The organism is Aliidiomarina celeris, from assembly GCF_003316875.1.
GTDB classification, from domain to species: Bacteria; Pseudomonadota; Gammaproteobacteria; order Enterobacterales; family Alteromonadaceae; genus Aliidiomarina; species Aliidiomarina celeris.
In genome coordinates, this window is record NZ_QMIL01000001.1 from 822,818 (window position 1) to 848,021 (window position 25,204).

The window sequence follows — 25,204 nt, forward strand, 5'->3', positions numbered from 1 at the left end:
TTTACGTATCGCTGCGCGAGCGATTTGCCAACCCTGCTTCAGGGTCATTGTAAATCGCTTCGTCCAGCTTGCCTTCGCTTTTCGCTACAACCGTGGTTACCATGGCGTCGCCGGTAATATTTACCGCAGTGCGAGTCATGTCCAGCAAGCGGTCAACACCGAGAATCAGTGCAATACCTTCCACCGGCAAGCCCACTTGCTGCAGCACCATGGCTAGCATAATCAGGCCTACACCCGGCACACCCGCCGTACCAATCGAGGCCAACGTAGCCGTACCAATCACCATTAAGTACTGCGCCATGGTCAGTTCAATGCCATAAATTTGCGCAATAAATACGGTCGCAACACCCTGCATAATGGCGGTGCCGTCCATATTAATGGTTGCGCCAAGCGGTACCGTGAACGAGGCCACCGAGTTATCGACTCCAAGCCGCTGTTTCACCGTACGCAAGGTTACCGGAATAGTGGCGTTACTGCTTGAAATACTGAATGCAAACACTTGGTTACCCGCCATTTTCTTTAAAAACATACGCGGGTTCAAACGCGTCAGCGCAGTGAGAATAAGGGGGTACATTACCCAACCGTGGAACACCAACAACAAGAATACGGTACCGAAATAAAGCAGCAAACCTTGCAGTACTTCGCCCCAACCTAGATCGGCAAATACCCGCGCCATTAACGCAAACACACCATAAGGTGCAACGTGCATAAGCAACATCACCAATTTCATGATGATTTCGTTCACGTCTTCAAATACCACCTTTAGGCGCTCGCCGGGTTTACCGGCAAGGGCCATCGCAATACCGAATAACAGTGCAAATACTATAATTTGCAGCATGTTGCCTTCAGCCATAGCATCAATGGGGTTACGCGGCACCATGTCGATTAGCACATCGAGAAAGCTAGGCGCTTCGCCGGCGTCAAATTCACCCACATTGGGCCGCTCGAGCGCACCACTACGGCCGGGCTTTACAATATTGGCGACAGCAAGCGCTAGCGTAATCGCAATTGCCGTGGTCATCAGGTACAACCCAACGGCCTTGCCCCCTAACCGCCCGAGGCTTGCAGGGTCGCTTAACGAACAGGTGCCCACCACTAACGAGAAGAACACCAAGGGCACCACAAGCATCATTAAGCTGGTAATGAAAAACTCGCCCAAAACACGGAAAATACCGTCTACAAATACAAACTGTACGGTACTGCCGTCGACATTCAGAGGGTTCAATATCACCCCTAAAATGGCGCCCGCCACCATACCAATCAAAATCTTACCGGTGAGTCCTAGCTTTTTTGCACTCATGAATACACCTTGTTGTTATTTTTATGAATTATTCAGGGTAAAGAATCGCCTCTACCGCATTTCGCGTTAACTGATGATAGCGCGGCTTGGCTTGCTCATAAATAGCCACAGCTCGCGCGTGCCCCGCAGGCGTTTCAACTAAGGCACCATACACAGGCGCAATCATCGAGTTACGGCCCATGCTGGTGAGCATTTGTTCTACCCGAGGCATCGCCGGTGCATAGTTGTGTCGAATGGCGATCGGCAGCCAAGTGCTCAGCACTTGATTATTACCACTTGCAGTGAGTGTAAACTCCTCATCGAGGCGTTCCAACTGCGCCGAACTCATGTCTGCAGGTAACTGTCGCAAGAAATAAATACGCTCATGAATAGACCACGCGCTTTTCTCAATCGTATCTCCTGCTAGCCATGCAGCTACTGCGGCGTCAACCTTCACAAAGGCGTCCACTTCAGGAATACGCATGGTGTCCGGTAAAGCAGGCTGATAAAGCCACTCGTCAACCTCCGCCAAGCTCACCACACCCGCATATTTAGCGAGTAAATTCGCTTGCAGGTAGGTTCTGAATTGGTCGGTGTTTACGCTTTGAAAGGCAAAATCCGCAAAGTATTGGCGCACAAAAGCATCAAACCGCTCACGGCCAAAACGATCTTCTAAAAAGAACAAAAACTGCTGCGCTTTGGTGTAGGGTACCGAGGTAAACACAGTGTCTGGATCTCGCTGGCCCAGCTCAATATAAAGCACCTGCTGGCGTTCTGTTAGCCCGGCCATGGCTGACACTAAAGACTGTGCGTCGAGCATACGCTCCATTAACGCGCGCTCTTCACCATAAACCGCTTCCATAATGCGGTTTTCCACATAGCTGGTAAAACCTTCATTCAGCCACAAGTCGCGCCAGCTGGCATTGGTTACCAAATTACCCGACCAACTGTGCGCCAGTTCATGGGCAATTAGGCTCACCAAACTCTGGTCGCCGGCAATTACCGTTGGCGTTAAAAACGCCAACTGCGGGTTTTCCATACCGCCCCAAGGAAAACTTGGCGGCAACACAATTTGGTCATAACGGTCCCACGCATAGGGGCCAAACAAGGCTTCGGTGGCGTCCATCATATCGGTGGTATAGCCAAACTCAGCCACCGCCGCGTCAATCACCGACGGCTCGGCATAAATAGCCATACGCTCATTCAATTCGGCAAAGGCCAAATCGCCCACTGCAATCGCCATTAAATAAGACGGAATAGGCTGGGTCGACTCAAATTGATAATAACCAGTGCGTTCTGGGTGTGGCGGATTATTCGCGCCCATTAAACCAATCAGCTCTGCTGGGGTGTAAAGCTCACCGGTAAAGGTAAAACGTTCGGCAGGTGTGTCTTGAATGGGAATCCAGGTGCGCGCGTAATGTGGTTGCGACTGGCTATATAAAAACGGATATTCACCACCCGCAGTACCTGCTGGGTCAACCCAGTCGAGCCCCGTGGCATTTGGCGAGCTGGCGTAGTGAATACGTACTTTCTCAGAGCCAGCGGGCAAGTCGACATACAGCGGCGAGCCCAATACTTGGTCGCGGTTACCCAACACAAAAACCGTATCAAACCATTGCGTGCCGTCGAATGCCTCTACCCGCTCAATTGTCAGGTAATCGGTATCAAACACAATTTGCTCAGCGTCTTCTTGAACAAAATCAAGCGTATATTCCGCTGTGCCAATTAATTGTTTACGCACAAAATTTACCTCTAAGCTTAGGTGTAAATGGCGCGTACGTACTTGGTTGGCATTGGCAAAACTATGGGCGTCTTGCGTGGGCGTGGCAACACGGTTGTGTTCACTCGGCTCAAAGCGGGCCGTTTCAGGGGCGTCGGAACATCCGGCAAGAAAAAGCAGCAACACTGCTGCGGCAGCATAAAAACGCATGTTACACCTCACGAGTTCGGTGGAATTGAATATCCGGGTAACGCTCTTGGGTGAGCGAAAGGTTGGCCATGGTCGGTGCAATGTAGGTTAAATTGTCGCCACCGTCGAGGGCCAAGTTGTGTTCGGCTTTACGACGAAACTCGTCAAGTTTCTTCGCGTCGCTACTGTTCACCCAACGTGCGGTGTTCACCTGAATGTTTTCATAAATGGCTTCCACGTTATATTCCGATTTTAACCGATGCACCACCACGTCGAACTGCAACACACCCACCGCGCCCACAATTAAATCATTGTTGGTGAGCGGTCGAAATACTTGCACCGCGCCTTCTTCGGCAAGCTGCACCAAGCCTTTCAACAGCTGCTTTTGTTTGAGCGGATCTTTCAACCGAATACGGCGGAACAGTTCGGGCGCAAAGTTCGGAATACCCGAGAATTTGAAGTCTTCACCCCAAGTAAAGGTGTCGCCAATTTGAATGGTGCCATGGTTGTGCAGGCCAATAATATCGCCCGGAAATGCCGTTTCTACGGCTTCTCGATCACCCGCAACAAAGGTTAGTGCGTCGGCAATGCGCACGTCTTTGCCTACCCGCACATGCTTCATTTTCATGCCTTTTTCGTACACCCCCGACACAATGCGCAAAAAGGCGACGCGATCGCGGTGCTTCGGGTCCATATTGGCTTGAATTTTAAACACAAAACCAGAAAACTTGGGTTCAGTCGCCACCACTTCCGTGCCTTGTTCCGTAGCTCGTGGCTGCGGGTTCGGCGCCCATTCCACCAACCCGTCAAGCATGTGGTCGACACCAAAGTTGCCGAGTGCCGTACCGAAGTACACCGGCGTAAGGTCGCCCGACAAAAACATTTCTAAGTCAAATTCGTGCGACGCGCCTTTCACTAATTCAATTTGCTCGCGCAACTCTTCGGCATAAACGCCAATGCGCTGATCAAGCGCGGGGTTGTCAATGCCCTTAATCACGTCGAGATCTTGAATACGGTGCCCTTGCCCGGTTTTATAGAAAATCGTTTCGTCGCGCAGAATATGGTAAACACCCTTAAAGTTCTTCCCCTGACCAATGGGCCAAGTAATAGGCGCACACAAAATATTAAGCACACTTTCTACTTCGTCCAACAATTCCAGTGGGTCGCGAATATCCCGGTCGAGCTTGTTAATAAAGGTAATAATGGGCGTGTCACGTAAACGCGTTACATCCATCAGCTTAATGGTACGCTCCTCAACACCTTTGGCGGCGTCTATAACCATTAAGCATGAATCCACAGCCGTAAGCGTGCGGTAGGTGTCTTCCGAGAAGTCTTCGTGGCCCGGCGTGTCGAGTAGGTTGACCAATGCATCATGATACGGGAACTGCATTACCGAGGTCGTTACAGAAATACCCCGCTCCTTTTCCATTTCCATCCAGTCTGACTTAGCATGCTGCCCCGACTTTTTGCCCTTTACCGTGCCGGCTTTTTGAATTTTCTGCCCGTGCAACAGCACCTTTTCAGTAATGGTGGTTTTACCCGCATCAGGGTGCGAGATGATAGCAAAGGTACGTCGCTTCTTGATTTCGTTAAGAAAATCTTGGTTTGTCATGAATAGATTCTTTTCGTTGATACGCGAATTTATACACATCAGTGCGAGCACGTTTCGCCCATGCTGCACGCGTGTTATTCGTAATATTAATCAGTAGTAGCCGCTATTTTCGCTGATCTTCGCTTTATAAACAATCAATACCCCATTTCTGTTAAAGTTTGCGATATTCACCCGTCGTTCGCGGCGCGCAGTTGGATGCGGTCGCGGTTTCAACTCAAGAGCGCGAGCTTGTACCGAGTGCTCCTCCCCCGGCTTCACTTTTTACCAAGCAACCAAGCTCAACCAAAGCCGCTAGATGACGACAAGCGGTTGGCTAAAATCCTTACTGGCATTGTATAATAACGGATTGATTGACGCTCAGCCTGTGCCAGTGCCAAATCAGTAAGTAAGCGGGTGATTCTACCATTTACGTCATCCAACGGGTGGAGCGTCACAAACCAAAAGTGAGTTATCGCAGCCCAAGCAAAGAATCTAGAGCGGCGAGTCTAAATTTTCCACCGCATCTAACATTAATTCTGCTAGACCATCTGTGCGTTCACCGAGTGACATAAGCCACTGCAACGCCTCCAATCTGTGGGAAAGCCAGGCATGGGAGCTCTTGAGTATGCACCAGCTACAAAGTTACGATGTTTAAATGCTTCACAACACGTAGAAATTTAATCACTCGTTTCAATTGCACAAAAAATCATGGTTCGCAAAGTCGCAAAGCTTGGTTAAACTAACGCATCTTTCTACTAAAGAAGCTATTCGTAAAGTTAGCCGTTAAACAACGGTAACCTACCCGTATCGCAAAGGAACACCGATGAAAACTTATTTACAGTGGCTTATTAAAGGCGCAGCTATGGGCATGGCCGACGTTGTACCCGGTGTATCGGGTGGAACCTTGGCGTTTATTTTAGGCATTTACGAGCGCTTTATTAATGCACTCACCTCGTTTAATTTAACGGCGATCAAGCTCCTGCTACGCGGCCAACTTAAAGCCACTTGGCGGCATATCGACGGCACCTTTTTACTCTGCATTTTCGCCGGCATTCTTACTGCTATTTTTACCCTTGCGAGCTTAATTAGTTACTTGCTTGAATTTCATCCCGTTCCCTTGTGGGCGTTTTTCAATGGCTTAATCATCGCCTCCTTTCCGCTATTGGTTCGCAACGTAAAATGGAACGCCGCGCGTGCCTTTATTTTTGCGCTTGGCGCCGTGTTCGCCGTACTTATTACCACCCTTACACCCATGCACAGCAACCCTTCTGCATGGCTGTTTTTCTTCGCTGGATTTATCGCCATTTGCGCCATGATCCTACCGGGCATTTCGGGTAGCTTCCTGTTATTAATCATGGGCATGTACGCGCCCATAACCGAGGCCGTCAGCAATTTACAACTCGGTATTTTAGCCTTGTTCGCACTCGGCTGTGTCAGCGGGCTGATGCTGTTCTCAAGGGTGCTCAAATGGGCACTAGCGCACGCCCACAATGCCATGCTTGCCTTCCTTTCGGGCATTGTACTGGGGGCGTTATTTCGAATTTGGCCGTGGCAGGTCGACAACAACTTAGTAAGCCCTGCCCGTTTCGCGGAACTCACAGGCGGCAGTGCGTCGCTCGCACTGGCTGTGCTGGCCTTTTTTGCCGGCGCACTACTTATTCAAGCGCTGTTGCATTTAGAAACACTGTTCTCCGAAAAAACCGAAGCACAATAACCGCTTAACCCTGCTTGCGGGCGCTCGCCGAATGTGGTCAGATTGCACACAGTCATTCCACATTCGGTTAGGTTAAGCTCATGCTGTTTACTCTCGAAACCCTGTTCTTGCGCGGCTACATGCGCATATTCAAGTTCGTTACTGCTAAATTACCCATTGTTTGGCCACAAGAATTTATCGGCGCCGGTGCCATTCAAGAATTACTCCGCCATATACAAAGCCAGGGTTTCACCCGTGTATTCGTGGTTACCGACCACAATTTGGTTAACGCCGGCGTAGTAGCTCCGGTACTGGCCGAACTCGATGCACTTAAACTGAGTTACAGCGTTTACGACACAATTCAACCCGACACGCCAGCGGAACAAATTGAGGCCGGACTGCTCGCTTTTGTGAATTCTGGCGCCGAAGCGGTTCTGGCGATAGGTGGAGGTTCGGTTATTGACGCCGCCAAGCTTATTGCCGCTCGCGCTTTAAACCCAAAGCCGGTTCTAAAATTAGCGGGGCTTTTCAAAGTGCGTAAAGGCATTCAACCGCTTTTTGTCATTCCCACTACAGCGGGCACCGGCTCCGAAGTCACCATCGCCGCCGTGGTGTCCGACACCGCAGCGCAACGCAAGCTCGCCGTTATCGACCCTCGACTCATTCCCAGCGCTATGGCACTCGACGCACAAATAATGCTCGGTTTACCGCCGGCAATTACCGCTGCCACAGGTATGGATGCGCTCACTCATGCTATTGAAGCCTTTGTGTCGAAAAATGCCACCGCCGAAACCGATGTGCGCGCACTCAATGCCGCCAAGCGCATTTTTAAATATCTGCCCGAGGCCTTTCATAACGGCAGTAATGAACAAGCCCGCCAACAAATGGCCGAAGCCTCAAAACTTGCGGGCCAAGCCTTTACCATTGCGGGTGTGGGTTATGTGCATGCTATTGCCCACAACCTCGGTGCACGTTACCACCTGCCGCACGGGCTCGCCAATGCCATTGTTATGCCGCATGTGCTCAGCGCTTCTCTGCCCCAAGCCGCACCAAGGCTGGCCAAGCTCGCGCAGCACTGCAGTATCCACACGAGCGCCAAAGCCGAAGGGGCGAACGACATGGAACAGGCAAAGGCGTTGATTGAAAAAATAAAGGAGATGAACAAGGAGTTCGCAATTCCAACCTATGTGGAAGCGTTACAGCCTGGCGACATTGCTGCAATTAGCAAAGCCGCCAGAGCAGAAGCGCGGTTCACTTATGCTGTACCGCGCTATTTTACTCATGCCCAAATGCAAATGGTTTTGCACGGCATGTTAAAACCTACAGGGTAAACTTAGTAAAAACGGCTGTTTTGGTACCATTTCAGTACCGAATGTTCCACTGCAGCCGTCGCTTGTTGAGCAATTTTCTCGCCTAGCTTCACTTTCGGCTTGTAGCGCACGCGAATTACGTCTTTACTCTTCACCGCTTCCAATAACAAATCGTCGCTAGTAGCAATACGGTCAACTAAGCCTTTCGCAAGCGCCTCTTCCCCGTACCACACCTCACCGGTTGCCACGGCGTCAATGTCGAGCTGCTCGCGCTGGCTTTTCACAAAGCGCTTAAACATGTCGTGAATCGACTCAATTTCTTCTTTAAACTTCTCCCGCCCTTTGTCGGTGTTCTCGCCAAATACCGTTAACGTGCGCTTGTATTCACCGGCGGTAATTTGCTCAAAGTCGATATCGTTCTTTTTCAGCACCTTATGAAAGTTTGGAATTTGAGCCAACACACCAATAGAGCCAATCACCGCAAAGGGTGCCGCTACTATCTCTTCGCCCACACAGGCCATCATGTAACCGCCACTGGCCGCCACTTTGTCCACCGCAATGGTCACCTTCAGCTTATGATCGCGCAAGCGCTTAAGCTGCGCCGCAGCAAGCCCATAACCATGCACAACACCACCTGGGCTTTCCAGCTTCACCAATACTTCGTCTTTGTCGCTGGCTACGCTAATAATCGCCGTTACCTCGCGGCGTAAACTCTCAACTTCTTTGGCGTCCATTGAGCCTTTAAAATCAATTAAAAACAAACGACTCTTCTCAGCGTCGCTCGGCTTCTCTTTCTTTAATGCTTTCGCAAGCTGCTTACGCGCCTTACCCGACGCTAAGCTTAGGCGCATGTCATTTACCGTATCGCGCAAGCCATCGCTTAAGTTATCGATCTGCAGCTCACCCTCACTCGACTTCTGGCGCTGCGCTGCATTCGCCACCATCCCCACCACAAACACCACAGCAAACACGATCGTCACCGTTTTCAATAAAAACGAACCGTAGTCCGCCCACAACGCCAATAAAAAATCCACCATACACACCTCTCAAAACCAAAACCAAATCATACCACCAACCACGGGGTCAGATAACACTTCCGCCCCCCCAGTTCCACTATTTCCGCGCCCTCCAAGCAAGGGGGTCAGATACAATTCAACGCTGTAATCCGAAATTCATCAACAAAACATTGAAATCTGGAGCGAAAAAGTTTGCTCTGACCCCGTTGGAGTGTTATCTGACCCCGTAGTTGGGGTTAAAAAAAAGCCTGCGCGAGGCAGGCTTTTCGTCCGTTACCTAGCGGTTAGTCCACAAGTTCTGGATTTACCGGTAACATCAACATGTTGCTCTGGAACCAAGTTCCGATGACTTGTTGTTGGTTGGCTGTGGTAGCAGGGTCAACCGGCGCTAGCAAGCCGCTGTGGCCGCCTAAGCGATAGCGCGCAGCACCTGAAATCGGTGAACCGTCTTCAGACTGAGTGAGCCCCGTAATACCCGGCAAGCCTAATTCACGAATCAGTGGCTCTGTTCCACCCAACGGGTGTGCAGTGCTGTTCGGAATGGTAGCATCACCCTGTGCTTGAATTAAGAATACAGGCGTTTCAGTTGCCACCATGGTGCGAGCAAAGTTAATGGGGTCAGCGGAATCTATCACGGTTTGCGCCGCAAACTGGAATTGCCCCAACAAACCTTGTAAAGCCGCAACTTCTTGTGCAGAGGCAATACCGCCTTGGTAATACGCCATGTAATAAGCTGGTAAGCTCGCCATAAACGCATCGCTACCTGGCACCACACCTGAGTTGGTTGCTTCTTCTAAAGCATACTCCGCAAAGGCAGGGAAGCTTTGGAAGCTTAACAAGGCACCAATCAGTGGGCTAAAGCTTTGTGACTCAAGCAAGAACGGCGCAATACCGCCACCCGGCATGCCTAAAGCAGCAGCACGAACGCTAAACAGCGGCGAAGCAGGAGCAGCGTCACCCGTTAACGGCGTGTTCGCAATGGCTACAAAGTTATGACCCGCCATTGCACCAAGTGAATGGCCCACAAACTTCACGTCGTTACCGTTAATGGCCGCACCACCAAAGTTCGCAGCACCATTCGACAAGCTCAAACGCAAGCCCAACAAGTCGGAAACCGACTGGCGTAGGTTATCACGCGCAGTGAGCAAGCTCGCAAGGTTCAGGTAGTTAGTTGGCGAACCTTGCCCTGAAGTGGCGTTAATACCACCTGGGAAGCCACGCTCACCGTGCAGGGGATGGTCAATGGCGACAGCCGCATGACCAAACAACGCTAAGGTACCCGCGATAGGCAAGAAGTTTTCTTTCGTGCCGGTAATACCGTGCTGGAAGATTACAATCGGCCAACCGCCCGCCGGCTCACTAATTGGGTCCATACCCTGCGCACCACGAATGGCGTTTACCACATTTACGTCGGGTACCGACATCCACAATGGCACGTTTTGCAGCGTTTGTGGGCGTGGAATAGGGTTGAACTTGGTGAGGTGACGACCTTGGTCATAACCACGCGCGCCTTCTGCCGGCCAGTTCGGGTTGTAAAGGGCTTCAGGTGCCATTTCGTAAGGAATTGCCCCAGCAAGTAACGCAGGGTTCGACAGCACTTGCGCTGGGTCTAAACCAAGCTGTACCAAAATACCGGCAATTTCTTCTTGCGTAACTACACCATTTTGTAAACCAATTTGAATCGACGCCGGGCTTACTGCAGTTGCCTGCCAGCGGCCTGTCAATGGCGCCTGTGGATTGGCATCTGTGGGTAAGGCGCTGAAGTATGGCAGACGTACCGAGCCTGCATAAAGCTGCGCCGCACTGGCAATTTGCACATTCGGGTTGCTCGGATCCGCCGGTAGTTGACCTGCGCCAATAAGCGCGTCGGCCGCTGTAATGCCCGCAGGGCCTGCTGTAAGCACCGGTGCCAACTCTTGAGTAAGCATCATTTGCTTCACAACACCCAATACGTCATTCACCGACTGTGTGGTAAATGAGTTGGTGTGTACGATAGTGTCAACGTCTACACCCGCAGCCGCTAGCGCACCGCGTTGGCTGTTAATAATACCTTGCAAGGCCTGCTCTTGCGCACCGCCAATAGGGTCGGTCGCAATCGGCTTGCTCAGCGTGTAATACGTTGTAGAAGGCTTAATAGAGCGGCCTAACGCGTCTTCAATATTGTCGGTTAGGGCAACAACATAGCCAGTTTTTGGCTTGTAAGGACGCAGCGGCACAATTTGCGCCTTGCCGTTGTTCCACACTACGGTAAAGTCGACTCCTTGCTGTAGCTCTCCGGTAATGGTACACACCGCGCCAGCAGGAACCGCCGCACACTCCTCAACCGACTGATCAGCACCCATTACAGCTTCAAAAATACGAATACCGCCGGTTGCGGTTACCGTTCCCGAGTCCACTGCAATTTGGTTGCCGTCTTGGTCGAATGCTAAATCGAATTCGAATTCGAATGGCATGGCCGTCGACCAGCCGTCAAGCGCCGCAATAGCAGCCTGTGGGTCCGCATAGTTGTCTGGGTTGGCAACCGGCAGATTGAGGGTACCGTCTGTCGTTCCACCCAACAAAATATCGGTAGGAATTGTAAGTTTGCTATTACCTGGGTCAAACACCACCCGGGTGGCTGAGATATTAATTTCTTCTTCAGTTACTGGCGCACGTTCGCCGTCTGACAAACAGCCGGTTAAACCGAGCGCTGAAGTGACTGCCAATGACAGAAACAATTTTTTCATGAGGTTTCCCCAATCCTTGTTGTTCTAATTCTAGCCCTACGAGGGCTTATTTTGGGCCCACTTTGGGTATTTGTTAACGAGTTTTATACACTGCCCGCCGTAAAGATTAAAGATTTTTCTTTAAACTTCATGCGTTCAAGCTGAGATCAACAACCGTCTTACTGTACAATATGTAGAATACTAATGCACAAGTCTAATCATAAAGTTGGAAATATGCAGTTACATCAAAACTATCAAGCTCCTGCAAATGCCCTTACCGGCAAAGTTATTCTGGTTACAGGTGCCGGCGACGGCATTGGCCGTGAAGCGGCAAAAACCTACGCCGCCCATGGCGCAACCGTTATTCTACTCGGTCGCACGGTCAAAAAACTAGAAGCCGTGTACGACGAAATTGTCGCCGCCGGCGGTCCAGAACCCGCCATTATTCCGCTCGACATGAAAGGCGCCATCGAGAATCACTATCGCGACATGGCCGCCACTATTATTGACCAGTTTGGCAAACTCGACGGGGTGTTACATAACGCCGGCATACTTGGCGTCTTGTCGCCCTTCACGCATATCGACCTTCCCACATGGAACGACGTACTGCAAGTGAATGTAACGGCCCAATTTATGATGACCAAGGCGCTCATTCCAGCGCTGGAAAAAGCGCCACACGGTTCCATTGTATTCACCTCCAGCGGTGTTGGCCGCCAAGGGCGCGCGCACTGGGGGCCTTACGCGGTATCCAAGTTTGCCATCGAAGGCTTGGCGCAGGTTATTGCCGACGAATACGAAAACAGCAGCATTCGAGTGAATGTTATCAATCCCGGCGCTACCCGCACCGTGATGCGCTCAAAAGCCTATCCGGCGGAAGACGTAGGCCTACTTAAAACCCCAGCTGATCTCATGCCAACCTATTTATACCTTATGGCCGACGACAGTGTTGATGTAACAGGAGCGTCTCTCGATGCGCAAACTCGCTAGTATTGCTCTTCTTATTATCGCCCTTGCCGCGCCAAAAGCATTCAGCTGGGGCTTTCAAGGCCATGAATATATTGGCAACGTCACCTGGGCCTACTTGTCGCCCCAAGCGCAAACTTGGGTTGCTAAGCACCTGGAACTGGTGGGTGAAGAATCGCTCGCTACCACGGCCACATGGGCCGATCGCGTGCGCGGCACGGAAGAAGGCCGCTGGATGGGCCCTCTGCACTTTGCCAACATTCCGCCAGAACAAACCGAAATGGACCTCGAACGCGACTGCCCAAATCGCCGTTGTGTGGTGGGCGCCACCTATAACGACCTCGACGTGTTGTTAAGCACCAGCGCCAGCGCGCAAGAAAAAGCCGAAGCGCTGCGCACCCTTACCCACTGGATCACCGACATTCATCAGCCGCTGCATTTAGGCTTTGCCCGCGATCGCGGAGGGAACAGTTTGCGCTTAACCTACCGCGACAACGAAACCAACTTACACTCGTTCTGGGACTCGGTTATTATTCGTGGCAAGAACTTACCCGAACCGGCCCGCATGGCAGCAGAATATCCATTGCCAAGCGCCCCGAGTGACCTGTACGCCGCGGTATTAAGTTGGGCCAATGAGTCAAACCACTTAGCGCGCGAATATGCCTATGCCGGCATTGAGCAAGGCAGCGTCGTCAACGAAGCTTACGTTGAGCGCGCAAAACCCATTGTTCGCCAGCAACTGGTTCACGCCGCCCAGCGCCTTGCCTTTATTATTGAAGCGGCTGCAGCGCAAGACCGCTCTTAATCTTCGTCTGTTGCCAATATCGTTCCGTGGTAGTCTGCTTCGCGCAGCTCTACCCGGAGCGGTAACTCCTCATGAAACCACCGGCCGTTCTCGGCCGCAATTTGCCACTGGTGTATCGGTTGTTCTTCGCCCAAAGCATAAACGCGTATGGTTAAAACCTCGGCATGCTCGGCGTGTTTGGTTACCTGTACCTGATAAGGCAATAACTGCTGTTCCGCTACGGTTCGTAAGTTAATGCGCTGACCGTGATCATGAACGCGCTTGTCACCCTCTACCGCAATCCACTCGTTGTCGTTCTCTCCATTTGCGCCCGAGGGTAAAAACGTTACTGTCATGTCAAAAAAGCGAATAGGCTCACTCACCATTGCGCCACCAGAGCCCCCTTCTGCGGTTTCCACTGGCTCGCGCGCTGCGTCGTATAGCGTTTCAATCACCGACACCCGCTCAGGCTCTACCCTAAGCTGGCTCTCAAAATAAATTTGCGCACCGCTCTCGTCTTGAAAATAGCACTGCTCTGGGTCGCGATAGCCTTCATAGGCGTCGTTTTGCTGGGTCCATTTTACTTCACAGCCTGGCAAACGCTGTAAATCTGCCAGCGCAATCGGCTGCTCGATATTCACAGGCCCTGCGCTCTCCTCGCTAAAGACGAACGTATACTGCACTAATGTTTGTTCGCTCGAAAACAACCGCGACTCCACCACAAACCGATACACCTGCCGGCGAAAATACTGGCTTTCATGCAAAAACCGTTGTTCCACTAATAACACCGTTTCACCGGTATCCAGTTTGGCGGGCCTAACCCGCTGCACCACAGGCGGAAAGCTCGCGACCGCGTCTGGGTCGCGCGTCGACGGGAAAAAGTTCGAATAGGTGCCAGGGTAGAGCGCTAACAGCTGCTCCCGCTGTTGTTCTTTTGAAAGCGGCGCAGGCGCTACATCGGCGCTGGTTTCAGCCGCCACTAAAGGGCTTGAGATCAGAACAGTGAAAGCGATTGAAAGTTGTTGCAAACGGGTCATGAAAATCCTGTTCATTCTAGCAGAGGCCTATGCCGCTGCGTTACAAAGGCATTAACCTACCCTAGATTGGGGGTAAAAGTGAACACTTCACCGAGAACTTACGTATTTGTAGCGGGTCAGATAATCGGGCACTATGGCTCATCATTCCTATTTGCAATACAGGCAGTCATCGCAAACTATGAGAAAAACCAAAAAAAACACCTTCATGTTGTCTTTCTTAGCAAGCGCTATTGCCACAGTAACTCTCGCCGCTTCAGCGCACGCAAGCCCGAGTATAGAAGCGGAGCTTATTCTTCCCGAAGGCCAATGGGTAAGCCTTTCGGCGCCCACTGAACACATTATTTGGCTCGGCTCGAACAATGGCGTGGTGGCGCTTTCCACCGACGGCGGGCAAAACTTTGAGTTACAGACCCCCGCTGGCGCAAGTAATCATCCGGTTATTCGGCAAATCAGCGCGCAAGACGACCGCCATGCTTATGTGCTCACTTCCGGGCGCGGCGAATTGTCGCGCCTTTATATTACCCGTAATGCCGGCTTCAGTTGGCGTCGGCTCTATCGCGGGAACGGCGACGAGCAATTGCGCTGCTTCGCCATGATCCCAGACGGCGAAGCTTGGATTCTCGCCGACACCCTGCACGACAACTGGCATGTGGTGCGGAGCAGTAATGGCACCCATTGGATCAGTTCTCGCAGCGGCTTTTCCGAACGGCCGCAGCATGCGGAGCAAGCCAGCAACGACAGTCAGTCTTGTGCACGTTTTGAAAACGACACCTGGCTTATGGGTACCCGCAACGCTGAGCAAGCGCGCATGATCTACAAAGGCCGCAATAGCCTGCGTTTTCAAGTTGAGAACACACCTATGGCCGCGGGGCTTAACGCCGGCATAGAAGCGGTGTGGCCATACAGCGAGAGCGAGTTTCTGTTAGCCGGTGGCAGCTCCGAGCGCGCACAACTTCTACATGTTCGGCGCAACAGCGACACGCCCTTCACTGCTGTACCACTGCCCGCTACTTACTCAAGCGCACTTAAACTGCTCCTACACAGTGGTAACCAGGTTATGATTGGCAACGCTGAAGGCTTTCACACCAGTGAAAAGCCCATAGAAAACAACGAATGGAATTGGCAACAGATAGGTAACTTTGGCGTGCAAGCATTAAGTTGTTATGCAGAAGAAGCCTGCTGGGCGCTAACGCACGGCGGCGATCAAGCAGGCCAAACTTTGGTGCGGATTCAATTTTAATGAATCCGCTTTTCTTGCCAGGCCTTTTCTTTCGCTAAGCGCTCTTGCTCTTTCGCTAAGCGCTCGCTGTGTACTTTCTCTTCAGCGCCCATGCGCTTTAGCTTTTTGTCGCACGGGTTGTCGCAGTCGCACGCTTTTTCCATGCCTAACGCGCCAATACCACCGCAACTGCCCGCTATAGATTTGCGCTGTACCATCACCCCAATGGCCATACCGCCAAATACCAGTAGCATTAGAATGAAAGCTAAAATTAGGGTTTGCATGCGTTACCTCTCAGTGCGTGCTTTATAGCGAAACAGCTTGAATAGTTTGCCCAGTATAACGCGTTGCCGCGCCATTTTCACCTTGCCCAATGGCTGCAGGTAGCCCTAACCGTGCGGTAGTTGCGCGCGCGTCTTGCTCACTCATACTCGCCAGCCAGGCACTTAATGCACTCGCCATGGCTGCGCTTTCATGAGTAACAACCAGGTTGGTTCCGTTCTCGGCAAAGCGGGTGGCACTCTGTGCAACATGTTGCAACTGCCTTTTTTCCACATGGCCCACGCGGCGCTGGCCATTAATTTCAATGTCGTAATGCTCAACACTCATCAATTCCATCAATTCCGCTACCCGGTCTACCATAAAGCCGTGCAGCAGCATGTCATAGTTGAGGGTTACGTTGCGGTCGGCTTTTACCAATTGATGGTTCTGAATGCGAATGGGTGCGCTGTTGCTACCGCCCTCGCTAAATAAAGACAATTCACCTTGGGTAAGTAAATAGAGCTCAACGCCAGTGGTTAAATAGGCTTCCAACTCGCGAGTAAGCACCATAGGCTCAGTAGAGCGCCATAAATTCACTTTATTTACTTCTGAGTTTTCGTACTCACTCGAAAATTGCAGTTCAATATGCTCTACCAAGCCACGCACGCGCTCACTTACCCGCGCTTCGGTTTGGTTACTGTTGGCCGTTACATAAACCACATTGAACTGTAAATCTCGCACTTGCCCTTGTGCAATACGAGGCTCAGGCATTTCTGTACATGCAGACGCAAAAACGGCCAGCCCCAACGGGGCCAGCCATTTCATTACCTGACACGAAATTAAACGCATCATTGCTTTCAAGCCCTAGCCGCCGAAATCATCAAGCATGATGTTTTCGTCTTCTACGCCAAGCTCTTTTAGCATATTGATTACCGCTGCGTTCATCATGGGTGGACCACACATGTAGAACTCACAGTCTTCTGGGGCTGGGTGGTCTTTCAGGTAATTCTCCAACAGAACGTTGTGAATAAACCCAGTGTAACCTTCCCAATCGTCTTCCGGCTGCGGGTCAGAAAGTGCTACGTGCCATTCAAAGTTGTCGTTTTCACGCGCCAACATGTCAAAGTCCTCAACGTAGAACATTTCTTTCTTCGAACGCGCACCGTACCAGAAGGTCATTTTGCGCTTCGAGTTTAAGCGGCGCAGTTGGTCAAAAATGTGCGAACGCATGGGCGCCATACCAGCACCACCGCCCACAAATACCATTTCAGCTTCGGTATCTTTGGCGAAGAACTCACCAAATGGACCCGAAATGGTAACTTTGTCGCCCGCTTTTAGGCTGAAAATGTACGACGACATTTTGCCCGGCGGTAAGCTCATATCACGCGGAGGCGGCGTAGCAATACGCACGTTCAACATGATAATGCCTTTCTCGTCTGGGTAGTTCGCCATCGAGTACGCACGAATGGTCTCGTCGTCTACCTTAGACTCCAGTTTAAAGAAGCCGAAGTGCTCCCAGTCGCCACGGAATTTGTCTTCAATTTCGAAGTCTTTAAATTTCACATGGTGGGGTGGCGCTTCAATTTGAATATAACCACCGGCACGGAACGGTACTTCTTCGCCTTCTGGCAACTGCACCACAAACTCTTTAATAAAGGTGGCCACGTTGTTATTCGACTTAACCGTACAGTCCCACTTCTTGATCCCGAAGATTTCTTCTTCAAGTTCAATTTTCATGTTCTGCTTCACGTTCACCTGACAAGACAAACGCGCACCGTCACGGGCTTCACCACGCGAAATATGGTCACGCTCAGTCGGCAGAATTTCACCGCCACCCTCTTTAATATGAACGATACACTGGCCGCATGAACCACCGCCACCACAGGCAGAAGACACGAAAATACCCGCATTGGCGAGTGCACCAAGCAACTTGGTGCCCGGCTGTGTGGTAATGGTTTTGTCTGGGTCATCGTTAATCACGATCTGCACATCACCAGAAGGGACTAGCTTGGATTTTGCGAATAAAATCACAACCACCAAAGCCAGTACAATTATGGTAAACATGCCTACGCCAAGATATATTTCTTGCATCGACTTGTTCCTTTTATTCCTGCTACTACTTTACACCGAGGTTTACAGAGATACGCCGGAAAACGACATAAAGCCCAAACCAATCAGACCCGTGCTGATAAAGGTAATTCCAAGGCCACGCAAGCCGTCAGGAATATCAGCGTATTTTAGCTTTTCGCGTACAGCGGCCAACAACGTGATCGCTAACGCCCAGCCCACACCCGAACCTACGCCGTAAACGACCGATTCGGTGAAGTTATAGTCGCGCTCAACCATGAACAACACACCACCAAAAATGGCACAGTTCACGGTAATTAACGGCAAGAAAATACCCAGCGCGTTGTAAAGTGCAGGCAAGAATTTATCCAGCGTCATTTCTAAAATCTGAACCAACGCAGCAATAATGCCAATGAAGGTTAAGAAACGCAGGAAGCTGAGGTCTGCATCTGGAAAACCTGCCCACGCCAAAGCGCCAGGGGCAAGAACATAAGTATTCACCAAGTTACCGGCTGGCACGGAAAGGCCCAACACCACAATAACGGCAACACCCAATCCAAATGCGGTAGTTACTTTTTTAGATACCGCGAGGAATGTACACATTCCCAGGAAGAACGAAAGTGCGAGGTTCTCAATGAACACGGCACGCACGAACATGCTGATATAGTGTTCCATGAATTAAGACTCCTTCGCTTCAACTTGTTCTGGGCGGAACACGCGTAACACCCAAATAAAACCACCAATAATAAAGAAAGCACTTGGCGGCATCACCAAGAGGCCAACCGGCGTATACCAACCACCTTCACTAATCAGTGAGAAAATTTGGTAGCCAAACAAGCTGCCCGAACCAAACAATTCACGAATGAAACCTACCGTCAGCAATACAATGGAATAGCCCAAACCATTTCCGATACCGTCAAGGAACGACATCATGGGTGGCTCTTTCATTGCAAAGGCTTCTGCGCGGCCCATTACAATACAGTTGGTAATAATCAAACCTACAAATACCGACAGCTCTTGTGCGATATCGTACGCGTATGCTTTCAAGATTTGGTCAACCACAATTACCAAGCTGGCAATAATCGTCATTTGCACAATAATACGTACACTCGACGGAATGTGGTTGCGAATAATCGAGATAAACAAGTTTGAGAACGCCACCACTAAGGTTAAAGCGATACACATTACCAAGGTTTTATCTAAAGTTGAGGTAACCGCCAAGGCAGAACACACCCCAAGAATTTGTAACGCAATTGGGTTATTGGCAAAAATAGGCCCAAACAGCGTTTGTTTTACTTCTTTCGCGCTAGCCATTATAAAATCGCTCCTTGTTCACGGAGTTTAGCAAGCAACGGGCCGTAGGCAGAGTCACTCAACCAGAACTGCAAGGTGTTGTTCACACCGTTACTGGTAATGGTTGCACCCGACAATGCGTCTACACCGTTGTCACGGTTACCGGCGCCCTTCGCCACTTCAATCACCACCTCGCCGTTACTGTTTACCGCAGTAAGGCCTTTAAAGTTTGCCGTCCAGCGCGGGTTTTGAATTTCGCCGCCCAAGCCAGGGGTTTCTTGGTGTTGATAAAAGTATATGTCGCGAATGGTTTGGCCGTCAGGCTCAACCGCTAAATAAGCGTACATCATGCCCCAGAGGCCAGCACCACGAATATCCATAAGGTACGTTTGTACCGAGCCTTCCGCATCGGTTACGGCGTACACTGGAATTTCCGCGCGCATGTCACGAACACCAGCTTGCTGAGCACCGTCAACACCCGACAAGATCGCTACGTTGGCAAGGTGTTGATCCATTGCAGTTAAGGTATCAAACGCCTGTAACTCACCGGTTTGCTGATTAAATGCCGCCACACGAACGCGCTCGGCGAAAACCACGTCGGCCGCACGGCCTTCGCGGTCAACACCCGCGGTGTTCAGAATGTTAACCTGCTTGGCAAGCGCCGCATTGGCTTCTTGCTTACTTTTTAAACCAACAGCTGAACCCGCAACAATAATCGAGCACACTAAACAAAGTGCAATTACAACTGTGAAGGTTTTGCTAATACTGTCATTGCTTTTAGACATGGCGTGCAACCCTCCGCTTAATGTTGGCCTGTACTACAAAGTGGTCAAACAGCGGTGCAAATACGTTTGCAAACAGAATTGCAAGCATAATGCCCTCTGGGAAAGCAGGGTTAATTACCCGAATCATTACGGTCATTAAACCAATAAGAATACCGTATGCCCATTTACCACTGTTGGTAAACGACGCCGACACAGGGTCTGTCGCCATAAAGAACATACCAAAGGCAAAGCCACCAATAACCAAGTGCCAATACCACGGCATTGCAAACATGGCGTTGGTTTCGCTGCCAATCAGGTTCAACAGGCCAGAGAACACCACCATACCGATGAACACACCGCCGACAATGCGCCAAGACGCAATGCGGAAGTAAATCAGTGCCAAACCACCAATGGCGATGGCTAAGGTAGAAACCTCACCTACAGAGCCAGGGATACGGCCTAAGAAAGCGTCCATCCACGTCCACGCGCCAATCACTTGGCTCGAGAGGTCGGTTGCATACGTCGCGTTACCATTAAACGCTTCGGTTAATGCGGTCGCACCGGTGTAACCGTCGGCTGCAGTCCATACTTGGTCGCCAGAAATTGCTGCTGGGAACGAGAAGTATAAGAACGCACGACCGGTTAACGCGGGGTTCAAGAAGTTACGGCCCGTTCCGCCGAAAATTTCTTTACCCATTACGATACCAAAGGTGATACCGAGGGCCACTTGCCACAATGGAATGGTCGCCGGCAGAATCAACGCGAACAGCACCGAGGTTACGAAGAAACCTTCGTTAATTTCGTGCTTACGAATAGAGGCGAAGAGTACTTCCCAGAAACCGCCCACAACGAAGGCCGTTGCGTAAATCGGTAAGAAGAAGCACGCGCCGTACCACATCATAGCGCCCCAACCTGCATTGGCGCCGAGCTCACCACCGAGTAGCTGGAACAAACCAACCTGCCAGATATCGGCGAGTTGATAGCCTTCAACCACTGCAAGGTTTGCCTGAAAACCTACGTTATACATGCCGTAAAACATGGCTGGGAAGGTCATCATCCACACAAAGATCATGATCCGCTTCAAGTCCACGTTATCGCGAACGTGCGTAGCACCTTTGGTGGTTGTACCTGGGGTGTACAGAATAGTCGCTACTGCTTCGTAAAGCGCATACCACTTTTCGTGTTTGCCGCCTTTTTCGAAGTTTGGCTCAATCTGCTCAAGATAATGCTTCAAGCTCATGATTAGCCCTCTTTCTCGATCGTCGTCAGGCATTTGCGAAGCAACGGCCCGAAATCATATTTGCCGGGGCACACATAGGTGCACAGCGCTAAGTCTTCTTCGTCCAACTCAAGACAGCCCAACGCTTGTGCGCTTTCGATATCGCCTGCACAAAGGTCACGAAGTAACAAGGTTGGCAGAATATCTAATGGCATAACCCGCTCATAGTTGCCAATGGGCACCATGGCACGGTTTGAACCGTTGGTTGAGGCATTCATGTTGTAAAGTTTGTTCGGGCTTAAGTGGCCCGCATAGGCGCGAGTGATCGAGTGCATTTCTTTACCCGGCCAAATCCAACCGAATAACAACTTCTCGTCACCCTCTTCCAACACACTTACTTGTTGGTGGAAGCGGCCGAGGAATGCGTGAGGCCCTTGCGCTTTGTGGCCGTTCAGTACAGAACCCGACACCACACGCTGGTTGCCTTCAGCAATTTCGCCTTTCAGCAAGTCGTTTAAGTTAGCGCCTAAACGGGTACGCAGCAAACGCGGATGCTTCACACCTGGGCCACCAATGGCAACCACGCGGTCAGTGAACAATTCGCCGGTGGTGAAGAGTTTACCGATAGCAATCACGTCTTGCGCATTTAAATGCCAAACGTGGTGCTGCATACTCACCCCTTCGAGGAAGTGAATGTGCGTGCCTACGTTACCCGCAGGGTGAACGCCCTTGAAGGTTTCGTGGGTTACGGGAGCGCTACCGAAGTCTAGGTTTGCGTCCGGCGCGCTCGCAACGTACAGTTTGCCTTCGGTCAAGCGGCTTACCACTTTGAGGCCGTCGACAAACGCGTCGCTGTTTTCTTTAATCGCTAGCACCGGGTCGCCCGCGAGCGGGTTGGTGTCCATCGCGTTCACGAAAATCGCTTTTGGCACTGAGTCAAGCTTTGGCGAGCGTGAGTATGGCCGCGTTCTGAACGCTGTCCACAAACCCGAATCTACGAGATTCTGCTGCACGTTTTCGCGGCTGAGTTGCAGCAGCTTATCGGCAGAGTATTGCTCGAACGTTTCCTGCTCGTCGCCGTCAATTTCAATAACGACAGACTGCAAAACTCGTTGCTTGCCTCGGTTAATTTCTTTAACTACACCGGCTGCAGGAGCAGTGAATTTAACACCGGGGTTCTTCTTGTCTTCAAAAAGAACCTGACCTTTTTTGACCCGGTCATCAACCTGGACATACATGGTCGGGCGCATACCCACATACTCTTCACCCAGTACAGCTACGGATTTGATGGCAGGGCCATCCTCGATAATCTGCTGTGGAGCACCCGCAATAGGGATGTCCAGTCCTTTCTTTATCGTAATCATACGCGTCTGCACTACTCAATTTTAGGGAAGATTGAAAGCTCAAAATTCGTTACGCAACAGAATAAAAAAACCCTGTACTTTACAGGGTCGATATTCTATCACTTTCTAAACAAAATTAAATGCCAATTATGGGGTCAGATAACACTCCCCCCTCTAACTTCGGGGTCAGATCCCACTTTTCAGCCGTTTTTCCCAGTTTTCGCTGACTCCGCGGGTTTACTCTGACCCCATCAAGCTGGGGTCAGATCCTCATCTTTGTGCGCAAATGCTGAAAAGATCGGCATTAGTGGATTCGCCAGTCTAAATTTAAAGCCCCAACAACAAGGAGGTAATTATGGCCAGACGAAAACGAGTCGATATTCCGGGTTTTCCGTATCACATTGTGCAACGCGGTAATAACAAGCAGAACTGCTTCGCCGACAGTGAAGACTTTTCCTTTTACGCGCACCTTATGAAAATTTATAAAGAAAAGTTTAATGTCGACATTCATGCTTGGGTGTTCATGACCAACCACGTGCACATGCTCGTAACACCCCATGAAAAACAGGCAGTTAGTAAAATGATGCAATCTATCGGGCGCAGATACGTGCAGCGTTTCAATAAAAAGCGAAAACGAACTGGAACACTCTGGGAGGGTCGTTTCCATTCCAGCATAGTGGATAGCGATGAGTACTTACTTACCGTGTATCGCTACATAGAATTGAACCCTGTCCGAGCTGGCATGGTGAACACGCCGAACGAGCATCACTGGTCAAGCTTCGCCACCAATGGTTACGGGCGCCGGTCAAACCTCATTACACCCCACGAGCTGTATTTAGGGTTGGGGGAGTCTGAGGAAGAGAGGCTCAAAGTCTATCGCTCTTTGTTTATGCACGACGTAAAAGGCGAGGTTCTTCAACAAATTAGAACCGCGTTGCAGGCTAACATTGCCTTTGGGGGCGAGAAATTCAAGAAAACGATCGAATTAGCGACCGGAATATCACAACACCTCAAAACTCCAAAAAACAAGGGGTCAGATACACAACAAGGGGGTCAGACCCCCTCCGCTACAGCGCCCAAAAAACGTTCTTCGTAGCGGAAAAGTTTACTCTGACCCCAAGGTTAGGGGGTTACCAGTCGGCGAGTGGTGATACGTCGGCGTCGTAGTCGACGCCGTCAACGCCAAAGCCGAACAAGCGCAGGAAGTCGGCGTGGTAGCCCTCATAATCGGCGAGTTGATGGAAGTTCTCTTGAGTCACTTGGTTCCACAAACCTTCAATCACCGCCTGGGTTTCATCATTGGTTTCTTTTGCGTCCATTCGCAAGCGGCCGGCCTCATCGAGCTCTGGCGAAGGCACATAGAGCCCCTCAATAAACAACCGATATGCCTGTTCAATACAGCCCTCATGCGTGCCGTCTTCTTTCATCACCTTGTACATTAACGAAATATACAAAGGCATTACCGGAATGGCTGAGCTCGCCTGTGTCACCACCGCCTTTAACGATGACACATAGGCTTTTAAACCCAACGACGCATAATCGTTACGCAACGCCGCAGCAGCCCGGTCTAGATCTTCCTTCGCCTTACCAATGGTGGCATGGCCGTAAATTGGCCAAGTGAGTTTCTTACCAATATAGGTGTAAGCAGTGGTTTGCACGCCATCCGCCAACACGCCCGCCGCCGACAACGCTTTTATCCAACGCTCCCAGTCTTCACCGCCCATTACTTTTACAGTATTGGCAATTTCCTCTTCATTAGCAGGCTCCAGCGACACATCGTGCACGCGGTCTTTGTCGGTGTCGTAAGTTTTTGTGGTGTAGGCTTGGCCCACCGGCTTCAACGTTGAGCTGTACACTTCGCCAGTTTCCGGATCACGCCGCTTCGGCGACGCCAAACTGTAAATCACCAAGTCTACTTGCCCTAAATCCGCCTTAATGCGCGCTATCGTCTCGTCTTTCAGCTCGTCAGAAAAAGCGTCGCCATTTAAGGTTTCCGCGTAATGCCCCGCCGCACGTGCCTTTTCATGAAACGCCGCAACGTTATACCAGCCCGCAGTACCGGTTTTCTTCTCGCTCGGCTCTTTCTCAAAGCACACGCCTAAGGTTTTTGCGCCCGCTCCGAACGTAGCTACAATGCGCGACGCCAAACCGTAACCGGTTGAGCAGCCAATCACCAACACACGTTGGGGGCCTTTCACTGGCGCCAATTTCTGCACGTAATCTATCTGCTCTTGTACGTTTGCCGCACACCCTACCGGATGCGAGTTCGTACAAATAAACCCACGAATACGAGGCTTAATTACCATAATTTCAATCTCTTTTTGGTGTTTATTATTGCGCTCATCATAACCCAACCCATGCACAAAACAGATCAGATGATCGCCCTATACCCGCAACGCTTACTCGCCGCCATGGCAGGGTGGGCTTTGTGGTGCGTTATTCTGGCGTTTTTGCCATTCCTCCGGAGTGTAGGTATGCAGCGCCAATGCATGCACTGAACCCGCGAGCTCCGCAGCCAAAACAGCATTCACCTCTCGGTGCCGTGCCAACAAGCGCTTACCCGTAAATACTTCTGTAACAAGTGTCACCTTAAAATGCGATTGCGCCTTCGGGCCCGCGGCATGCATGTAGCTTTCATCGTCTACTTGTAAAAAACTGGGTGAAAACGCCTGTGCCAGTTTCTCTTCTATTATTTCTCGCATCGTCATACAAACTCCTCAAACCTCTTTTATATACATTGCTTATTTCGTA

General features: G+C 50.8%; 22 protein-coding genes and 1 pseudogene. 6 read left to right on the top strand and 17 right to left on the bottom strand.

Features of this window, described 5'->3' with window-relative positions:
* Position 1 precedes the first annotated feature (1 nt).
* The 4 genes and pseudogenes from DQW12_RS03880 to DQW12_RS03895 form a co-directional block, all read right to left on the bottom strand.
* Positions 2-1,300 carry a dicarboxylate/amino acid:cation symporter gene (locus DQW12_RS03880; protein WP_113906518.1) on the bottom strand — a complete coding sequence of 433 codons (1,299 nt, stop codon included), beginning with the start codon at positions 1,298-1,300 and terminating at the stop codon, positions 2-4.
* A gap of 28 nt (positions 1,301-1,328) precedes the next feature.
* Positions 1,329-3,209: a M1 family metallopeptidase gene (locus DQW12_RS03885; RefSeq protein ID WP_113906519.1), complete on the bottom strand. Its 1,881-nt coding sequence runs from the start codon at positions 3,207-3,209 to the stop codon at positions 1,329-1,331.
* A gap of 1 nt (position 3,210) precedes the next feature.
* Positions 3,211-4,800: a peptide chain release factor 3 gene (prfC, locus tag DQW12_RS03890; RefSeq protein ID WP_113906520.1), complete on the bottom strand. Its 1,590-nt coding sequence runs from the start codon at positions 4,798-4,800 to the stop codon at positions 3,211-3,213.
* Positions 4,801-5,105: 305 nt separating this feature from the next.
* Positions 5,106-5,264, bottom strand: a pseudogene (locus DQW12_RS03895) (Fic family protein); the annotation flags it as partial.
* 338 nt (positions 5,265-5,602) lie between these two features.
* On the opposite strand from DQW12_RS03895, the gene DQW12_RS03905 reads away from it, so the two are divergent.
* Both DQW12_RS03905 and DQW12_RS03910 read left to right on the top strand, forming a co-directional pair.
* Positions 5,603-6,493: a DUF368 domain-containing protein gene (locus tag DQW12_RS03905; RefSeq protein ID WP_113906521.1), complete on the top strand. Its 891-nt coding sequence runs from the start codon at positions 5,603-5,605 to the stop codon at positions 6,491-6,493.
* 80 nt (positions 6,494-6,573) lie between these two features.
* The gene (locus tag DQW12_RS03910) at positions 6,574-7,803 is read left to right on the top strand and encodes an iron-containing alcohol dehydrogenase (RefSeq protein ID WP_113906522.1); all 1,230 of its coding nucleotides are present in this window, start codon (positions 6,574-6,576) and stop codon (positions 7,801-7,803) included.
* 2 nt (positions 7,804-7,805) lie between these two features.
* On the opposite strand, the gene sohB is transcribed toward DQW12_RS03910, so the two are convergent.
* Together sohB and DQW12_RS03920 are read right to left on the bottom strand one after the other, a co-directional pair.
* Positions 7,806-8,819, bottom strand: a complete 1,014-nt coding sequence (sohB, locus tag DQW12_RS03915) for a protease SohB (RefSeq protein WP_198683887.1) — start codon at positions 8,817-8,819, stop codon at positions 7,806-7,808.
* 263 nt (positions 8,820-9,082) lie between these two features.
* Complete coding sequence (locus DQW12_RS03920) at positions 9,083-11,524, bottom strand: VolA/Pla-1 family phospholipase (RefSeq protein ID WP_113906524.1); 2,442 nt, start codon at positions 11,522-11,524, stop codon at positions 9,083-9,085.
* 213 nt (positions 11,525-11,737) lie between these two features.
* On the opposite strand from DQW12_RS03920, the gene DQW12_RS03925 reads away from it, so the two are divergent.
* Both DQW12_RS03925 and DQW12_RS03930 read left to right on the top strand, forming a co-directional pair.
* A complete protein-coding gene (locus tag DQW12_RS03925; protein ID WP_113906525.1) occupies positions 11,738-12,490 on the top strand; it encodes a YciK family oxidoreductase in 753 nt (250 codons plus the stop codon).
* Positions 12,474-13,271 (top strand): S1/P1 nuclease, encoded by a 798-nt coding sequence (locus DQW12_RS03930; protein ID WP_113906527.1) that lies wholly within the window; start codon positions 12,474-12,476, stop codon positions 13,269-13,271. The genes DQW12_RS03925 and DQW12_RS03930 overlap by 17 nt, the downstream gene beginning before the upstream one ends.
* Here DQW12_RS03930 and DQW12_RS03935 read toward each other — a convergent pair.
* On the bottom strand, positions 13,268-14,287 hold the full coding sequence (locus DQW12_RS03935; protein ID WP_157957842.1) for a CpcT/CpeT family chromophore lyase: 1,020 nt from the start codon (positions 14,285-14,287) through the stop codon (positions 13,268-13,270). The genes DQW12_RS03930 and DQW12_RS03935 overlap by 4 nt on opposite strands.
* A 205-nt stretch (positions 14,288-14,492) precedes the next feature.
* Here DQW12_RS03935 and DQW12_RS03940 point away from each other — a divergent pair, with 205 nt between their 5' ends.
* Positions 14,493-15,527, top strand: coding sequence for a WD40/YVTN/BNR-like repeat-containing protein (locus tag DQW12_RS03940; RefSeq protein WP_157957843.1), 1,035 nt, complete (start codon positions 14,493-14,495; stop codon positions 15,525-15,527).
* Here the strand turns inward: DQW12_RS03940 and nqrM are convergent.
* From nqrM to DQW12_RS03980, 8 genes are read right to left on the bottom strand one after another with little or no spacing between them, the layout of a single operon-like run.
* Positions 15,524-15,790, bottom strand: coding sequence for a (Na+)-NQR maturation NqrM (gene nqrM, locus DQW12_RS03945; protein WP_113906530.1), 267 nt, complete (start codon positions 15,788-15,790; stop codon positions 15,524-15,526). The genes DQW12_RS03940 and nqrM overlap by 4 nt on opposite strands.
* A 22-nt stretch (positions 15,791-15,812) precedes the next feature.
* Positions 15,813-16,619 carry an FAD:protein FMN transferase gene (locus tag DQW12_RS03950; protein WP_113906531.1) on the bottom strand — a complete coding sequence of 269 codons (807 nt, stop codon included), beginning with the start codon at positions 16,617-16,619 and terminating at the stop codon, positions 15,813-15,815.
* Between the two features lie 12 nt (positions 16,620-16,631).
* Entirely contained in the window at positions 16,632-17,858 is a 1,227-nt protein-coding gene (gene nqrF / locus DQW12_RS03955; protein WP_113906532.1) for an NADH:ubiquinone reductase (Na(+)-transporting) subunit F, read from the bottom strand.
* Positions 17,859-17,900: 42 nt separating this feature from the next.
* Positions 17,901-18,509, bottom strand: a complete 609-nt coding sequence (gene nqrE, locus DQW12_RS03960; protein WP_113906533.1) for an NADH:ubiquinone reductase (Na(+)-transporting) subunit E — start codon at positions 18,507-18,509, stop codon at positions 17,901-17,903.
* A 3-nt stretch (positions 18,510-18,512) separates the two neighbouring features.
* Positions 18,513-19,148 (bottom strand): NADH:ubiquinone reductase (Na(+)-transporting) subunit D, encoded by a 636-nt coding sequence (locus DQW12_RS03965; RefSeq protein ID WP_113906534.1) that lies wholly within the window; start codon positions 19,146-19,148, stop codon positions 18,513-18,515.
* Positions 19,148-19,912 carry a Na(+)-translocating NADH-quinone reductase subunit C gene (locus DQW12_RS03970; protein WP_113906535.1) on the bottom strand — a complete coding sequence of 255 codons (765 nt, stop codon included), beginning with the start codon at positions 19,910-19,912 and terminating at the stop codon, positions 19,148-19,150. The genes DQW12_RS03965 and DQW12_RS03970 overlap by 1 nt, the downstream gene beginning before the upstream one ends.
* Positions 19,905-21,131, bottom strand: a complete 1,227-nt coding sequence (locus tag DQW12_RS03975; protein WP_113906536.1) for an NADH:ubiquinone reductase (Na(+)-transporting) subunit B — start codon at positions 21,129-21,131, stop codon at positions 19,905-19,907. Before DQW12_RS03975 ends, DQW12_RS03970 begins: the two co-directional genes overlap by 8 nt.
* A 2-nt stretch (positions 21,132-21,133) precedes the next feature.
* Positions 21,134-22,474: a Na(+)-translocating NADH-quinone reductase subunit A gene (locus tag DQW12_RS03980; protein ID WP_113906537.1), complete on the bottom strand. Its 1,341-nt coding sequence runs from the start codon at positions 22,472-22,474 to the stop codon at positions 21,134-21,136.
* Between the two features lie 334 nt (positions 22,475-22,808).
* On the opposite strand from DQW12_RS03980, the gene DQW12_RS03985 reads away from it, so the two are divergent.
* Entirely contained in the window at positions 22,809-23,549 is a 741-nt protein-coding gene (locus DQW12_RS03985; protein WP_113906538.1) for an REP-associated tyrosine transposase, read from the top strand.
* Between the two features lie 34 nt (positions 23,550-23,583).
* On the opposite strand, the gene fabV is transcribed toward DQW12_RS03985, so the two are convergent.
* Both fabV and DQW12_RS03995 read right to left on the bottom strand, forming a co-directional pair.
* Complete coding sequence (gene fabV, locus DQW12_RS03990) at positions 23,584-24,759, bottom strand: enoyl-ACP reductase FabV (RefSeq protein WP_113906615.1); 1,176 nt, start codon at positions 24,757-24,759, stop codon at positions 23,584-23,586.
* A 93-nt stretch (positions 24,760-24,852) separates the two neighbouring features.
* Complete coding sequence (locus DQW12_RS03995; protein WP_113906539.1) at positions 24,853-25,161, bottom strand: BolA family protein; 309 nt, start codon at positions 25,159-25,161, stop codon at positions 24,853-24,855.
* Between the last annotated feature and the right edge of the window lie 43 nt (positions 25,162-25,204).

Bases quoted from the DNA above. Each gene is read 5' to 3' on its own strand.
- DQW12_RS03880 (WP_113906518.1), bottom strand. From the start codon at position 1,300: ATGAGTGCAAAAAAGCTAGGACTCACCGGTAAGATTTTGATTGGTATG.
- DQW12_RS03885 (WP_113906519.1), bottom strand. From the start codon at position 3,209: ATGCGTTTTTATGCTGCCGCAGCAGTGTTGCTGCTTTTTCTTGCCGGA.
- prfC (WP_113906520.1), bottom strand. From the start codon at position 4,800: ATGACAAACCAAGATTTTCTTAACGAAATCAAGAAGCGACGTACCTTT.
- DQW12_RS03905 (WP_113906521.1), top strand. From the start codon at position 5,603: ATGAAAACTTATTTACAGTGGCTTATTAAAGGCGCAGCTATGGGCATG.
- DQW12_RS03910 (WP_113906522.1), top strand. From the start codon at position 6,574: ATGCTGTTTACTCTCGAAACCCTGTTCTTGCGCGGCTACATGCGCATA.
- sohB (WP_198683887.1), bottom strand. From the start codon at position 8,819: ATGGTGGATTTTTTATTGGCGTTGTGGGCGGACTACGGTTCGTTTTTA.
- DQW12_RS03920 (WP_113906524.1), bottom strand. From the start codon at position 11,524: ATGAAAAAATTGTTTCTGTCATTGGCAGTCACTTCAGCGCTCGGTTTA.
- DQW12_RS03925 (WP_113906525.1), top strand. From the start codon at position 11,738: ATGCAGTTACATCAAAACTATCAAGCTCCTGCAAATGCCCTTACCGGC.
- DQW12_RS03930 (WP_113906527.1), top strand. From the start codon at position 12,474: ATGCGCAAACTCGCTAGTATTGCTCTTCTTATTATCGCCCTTGCCGCG.
- DQW12_RS03935 (WP_157957842.1), bottom strand. From the start codon at position 14,287: ATGACCCGTTTGCAACAACTTTCAATCGCTTTCACTGTTCTGATCTCA.
- DQW12_RS03940 (WP_157957843.1), top strand. From the start codon at position 14,493: ATGTTGTCTTTCTTAGCAAGCGCTATTGCCACAGTAACTCTCGCCGCT.
- nqrM (WP_113906530.1), bottom strand. From the start codon at position 15,790: ATGCAAACCCTAATTTTAGCTTTCATTCTAATGCTACTGGTATTTGGC.
- DQW12_RS03950 (WP_113906531.1), bottom strand. From the start codon at position 16,619: ATGATGCGTTTAATTTCGTGTCAGGTAATGAAATGGCTGGCCCCGTTG.
- nqrF (WP_113906532.1), bottom strand. From the start codon at position 17,858: ATGCAAGAAATATATCTTGGCGTAGGCATGTTTACCATAATTGTACTG.
- nqrE (WP_113906533.1), bottom strand. From the start codon at position 18,509: ATGGAACACTATATCAGCATGTTCGTGCGTGCCGTGTTCATTGAGAAC.
- DQW12_RS03965 (WP_113906534.1), bottom strand. From the start codon at position 19,148: ATGGCTAGCGCGAAAGAAGTAAAACAAACGCTGTTTGGGCCTATTTTT.
- DQW12_RS03970 (WP_113906535.1), bottom strand. From the start codon at position 19,912: ATGTCTAAAAGCAATGACAGTATTAGCAAAACCTTCACAGTTGTAATT.
- DQW12_RS03975 (WP_113906536.1), bottom strand. From the start codon at position 21,131: ATGAGCTTGAAGCATTATCTTGAGCAGATTGAGCCAAACTTCGAAAAA.
- DQW12_RS03980 (WP_113906537.1), bottom strand. From the start codon at position 22,474: ATGATTACGATAAAGAAAGGACTGGACATCCCTATTGCGGGTGCTCCA.
- DQW12_RS03985 (WP_113906538.1), top strand. From the start codon at position 22,809: ATGGCCAGACGAAAACGAGTCGATATTCCGGGTTTTCCGTATCACATT.
- fabV (WP_113906615.1), bottom strand. From the start codon at position 24,759: ATGGTAATTAAGCCTCGTATTCGTGGGTTTATTTGTACGAACTCGCAT.
- DQW12_RS03995 (WP_113906539.1), bottom strand. From the start codon at position 25,161: ATGACGATGCGAGAAATAATAGAAGAGAAACTGGCACAGGCGTTTTCA.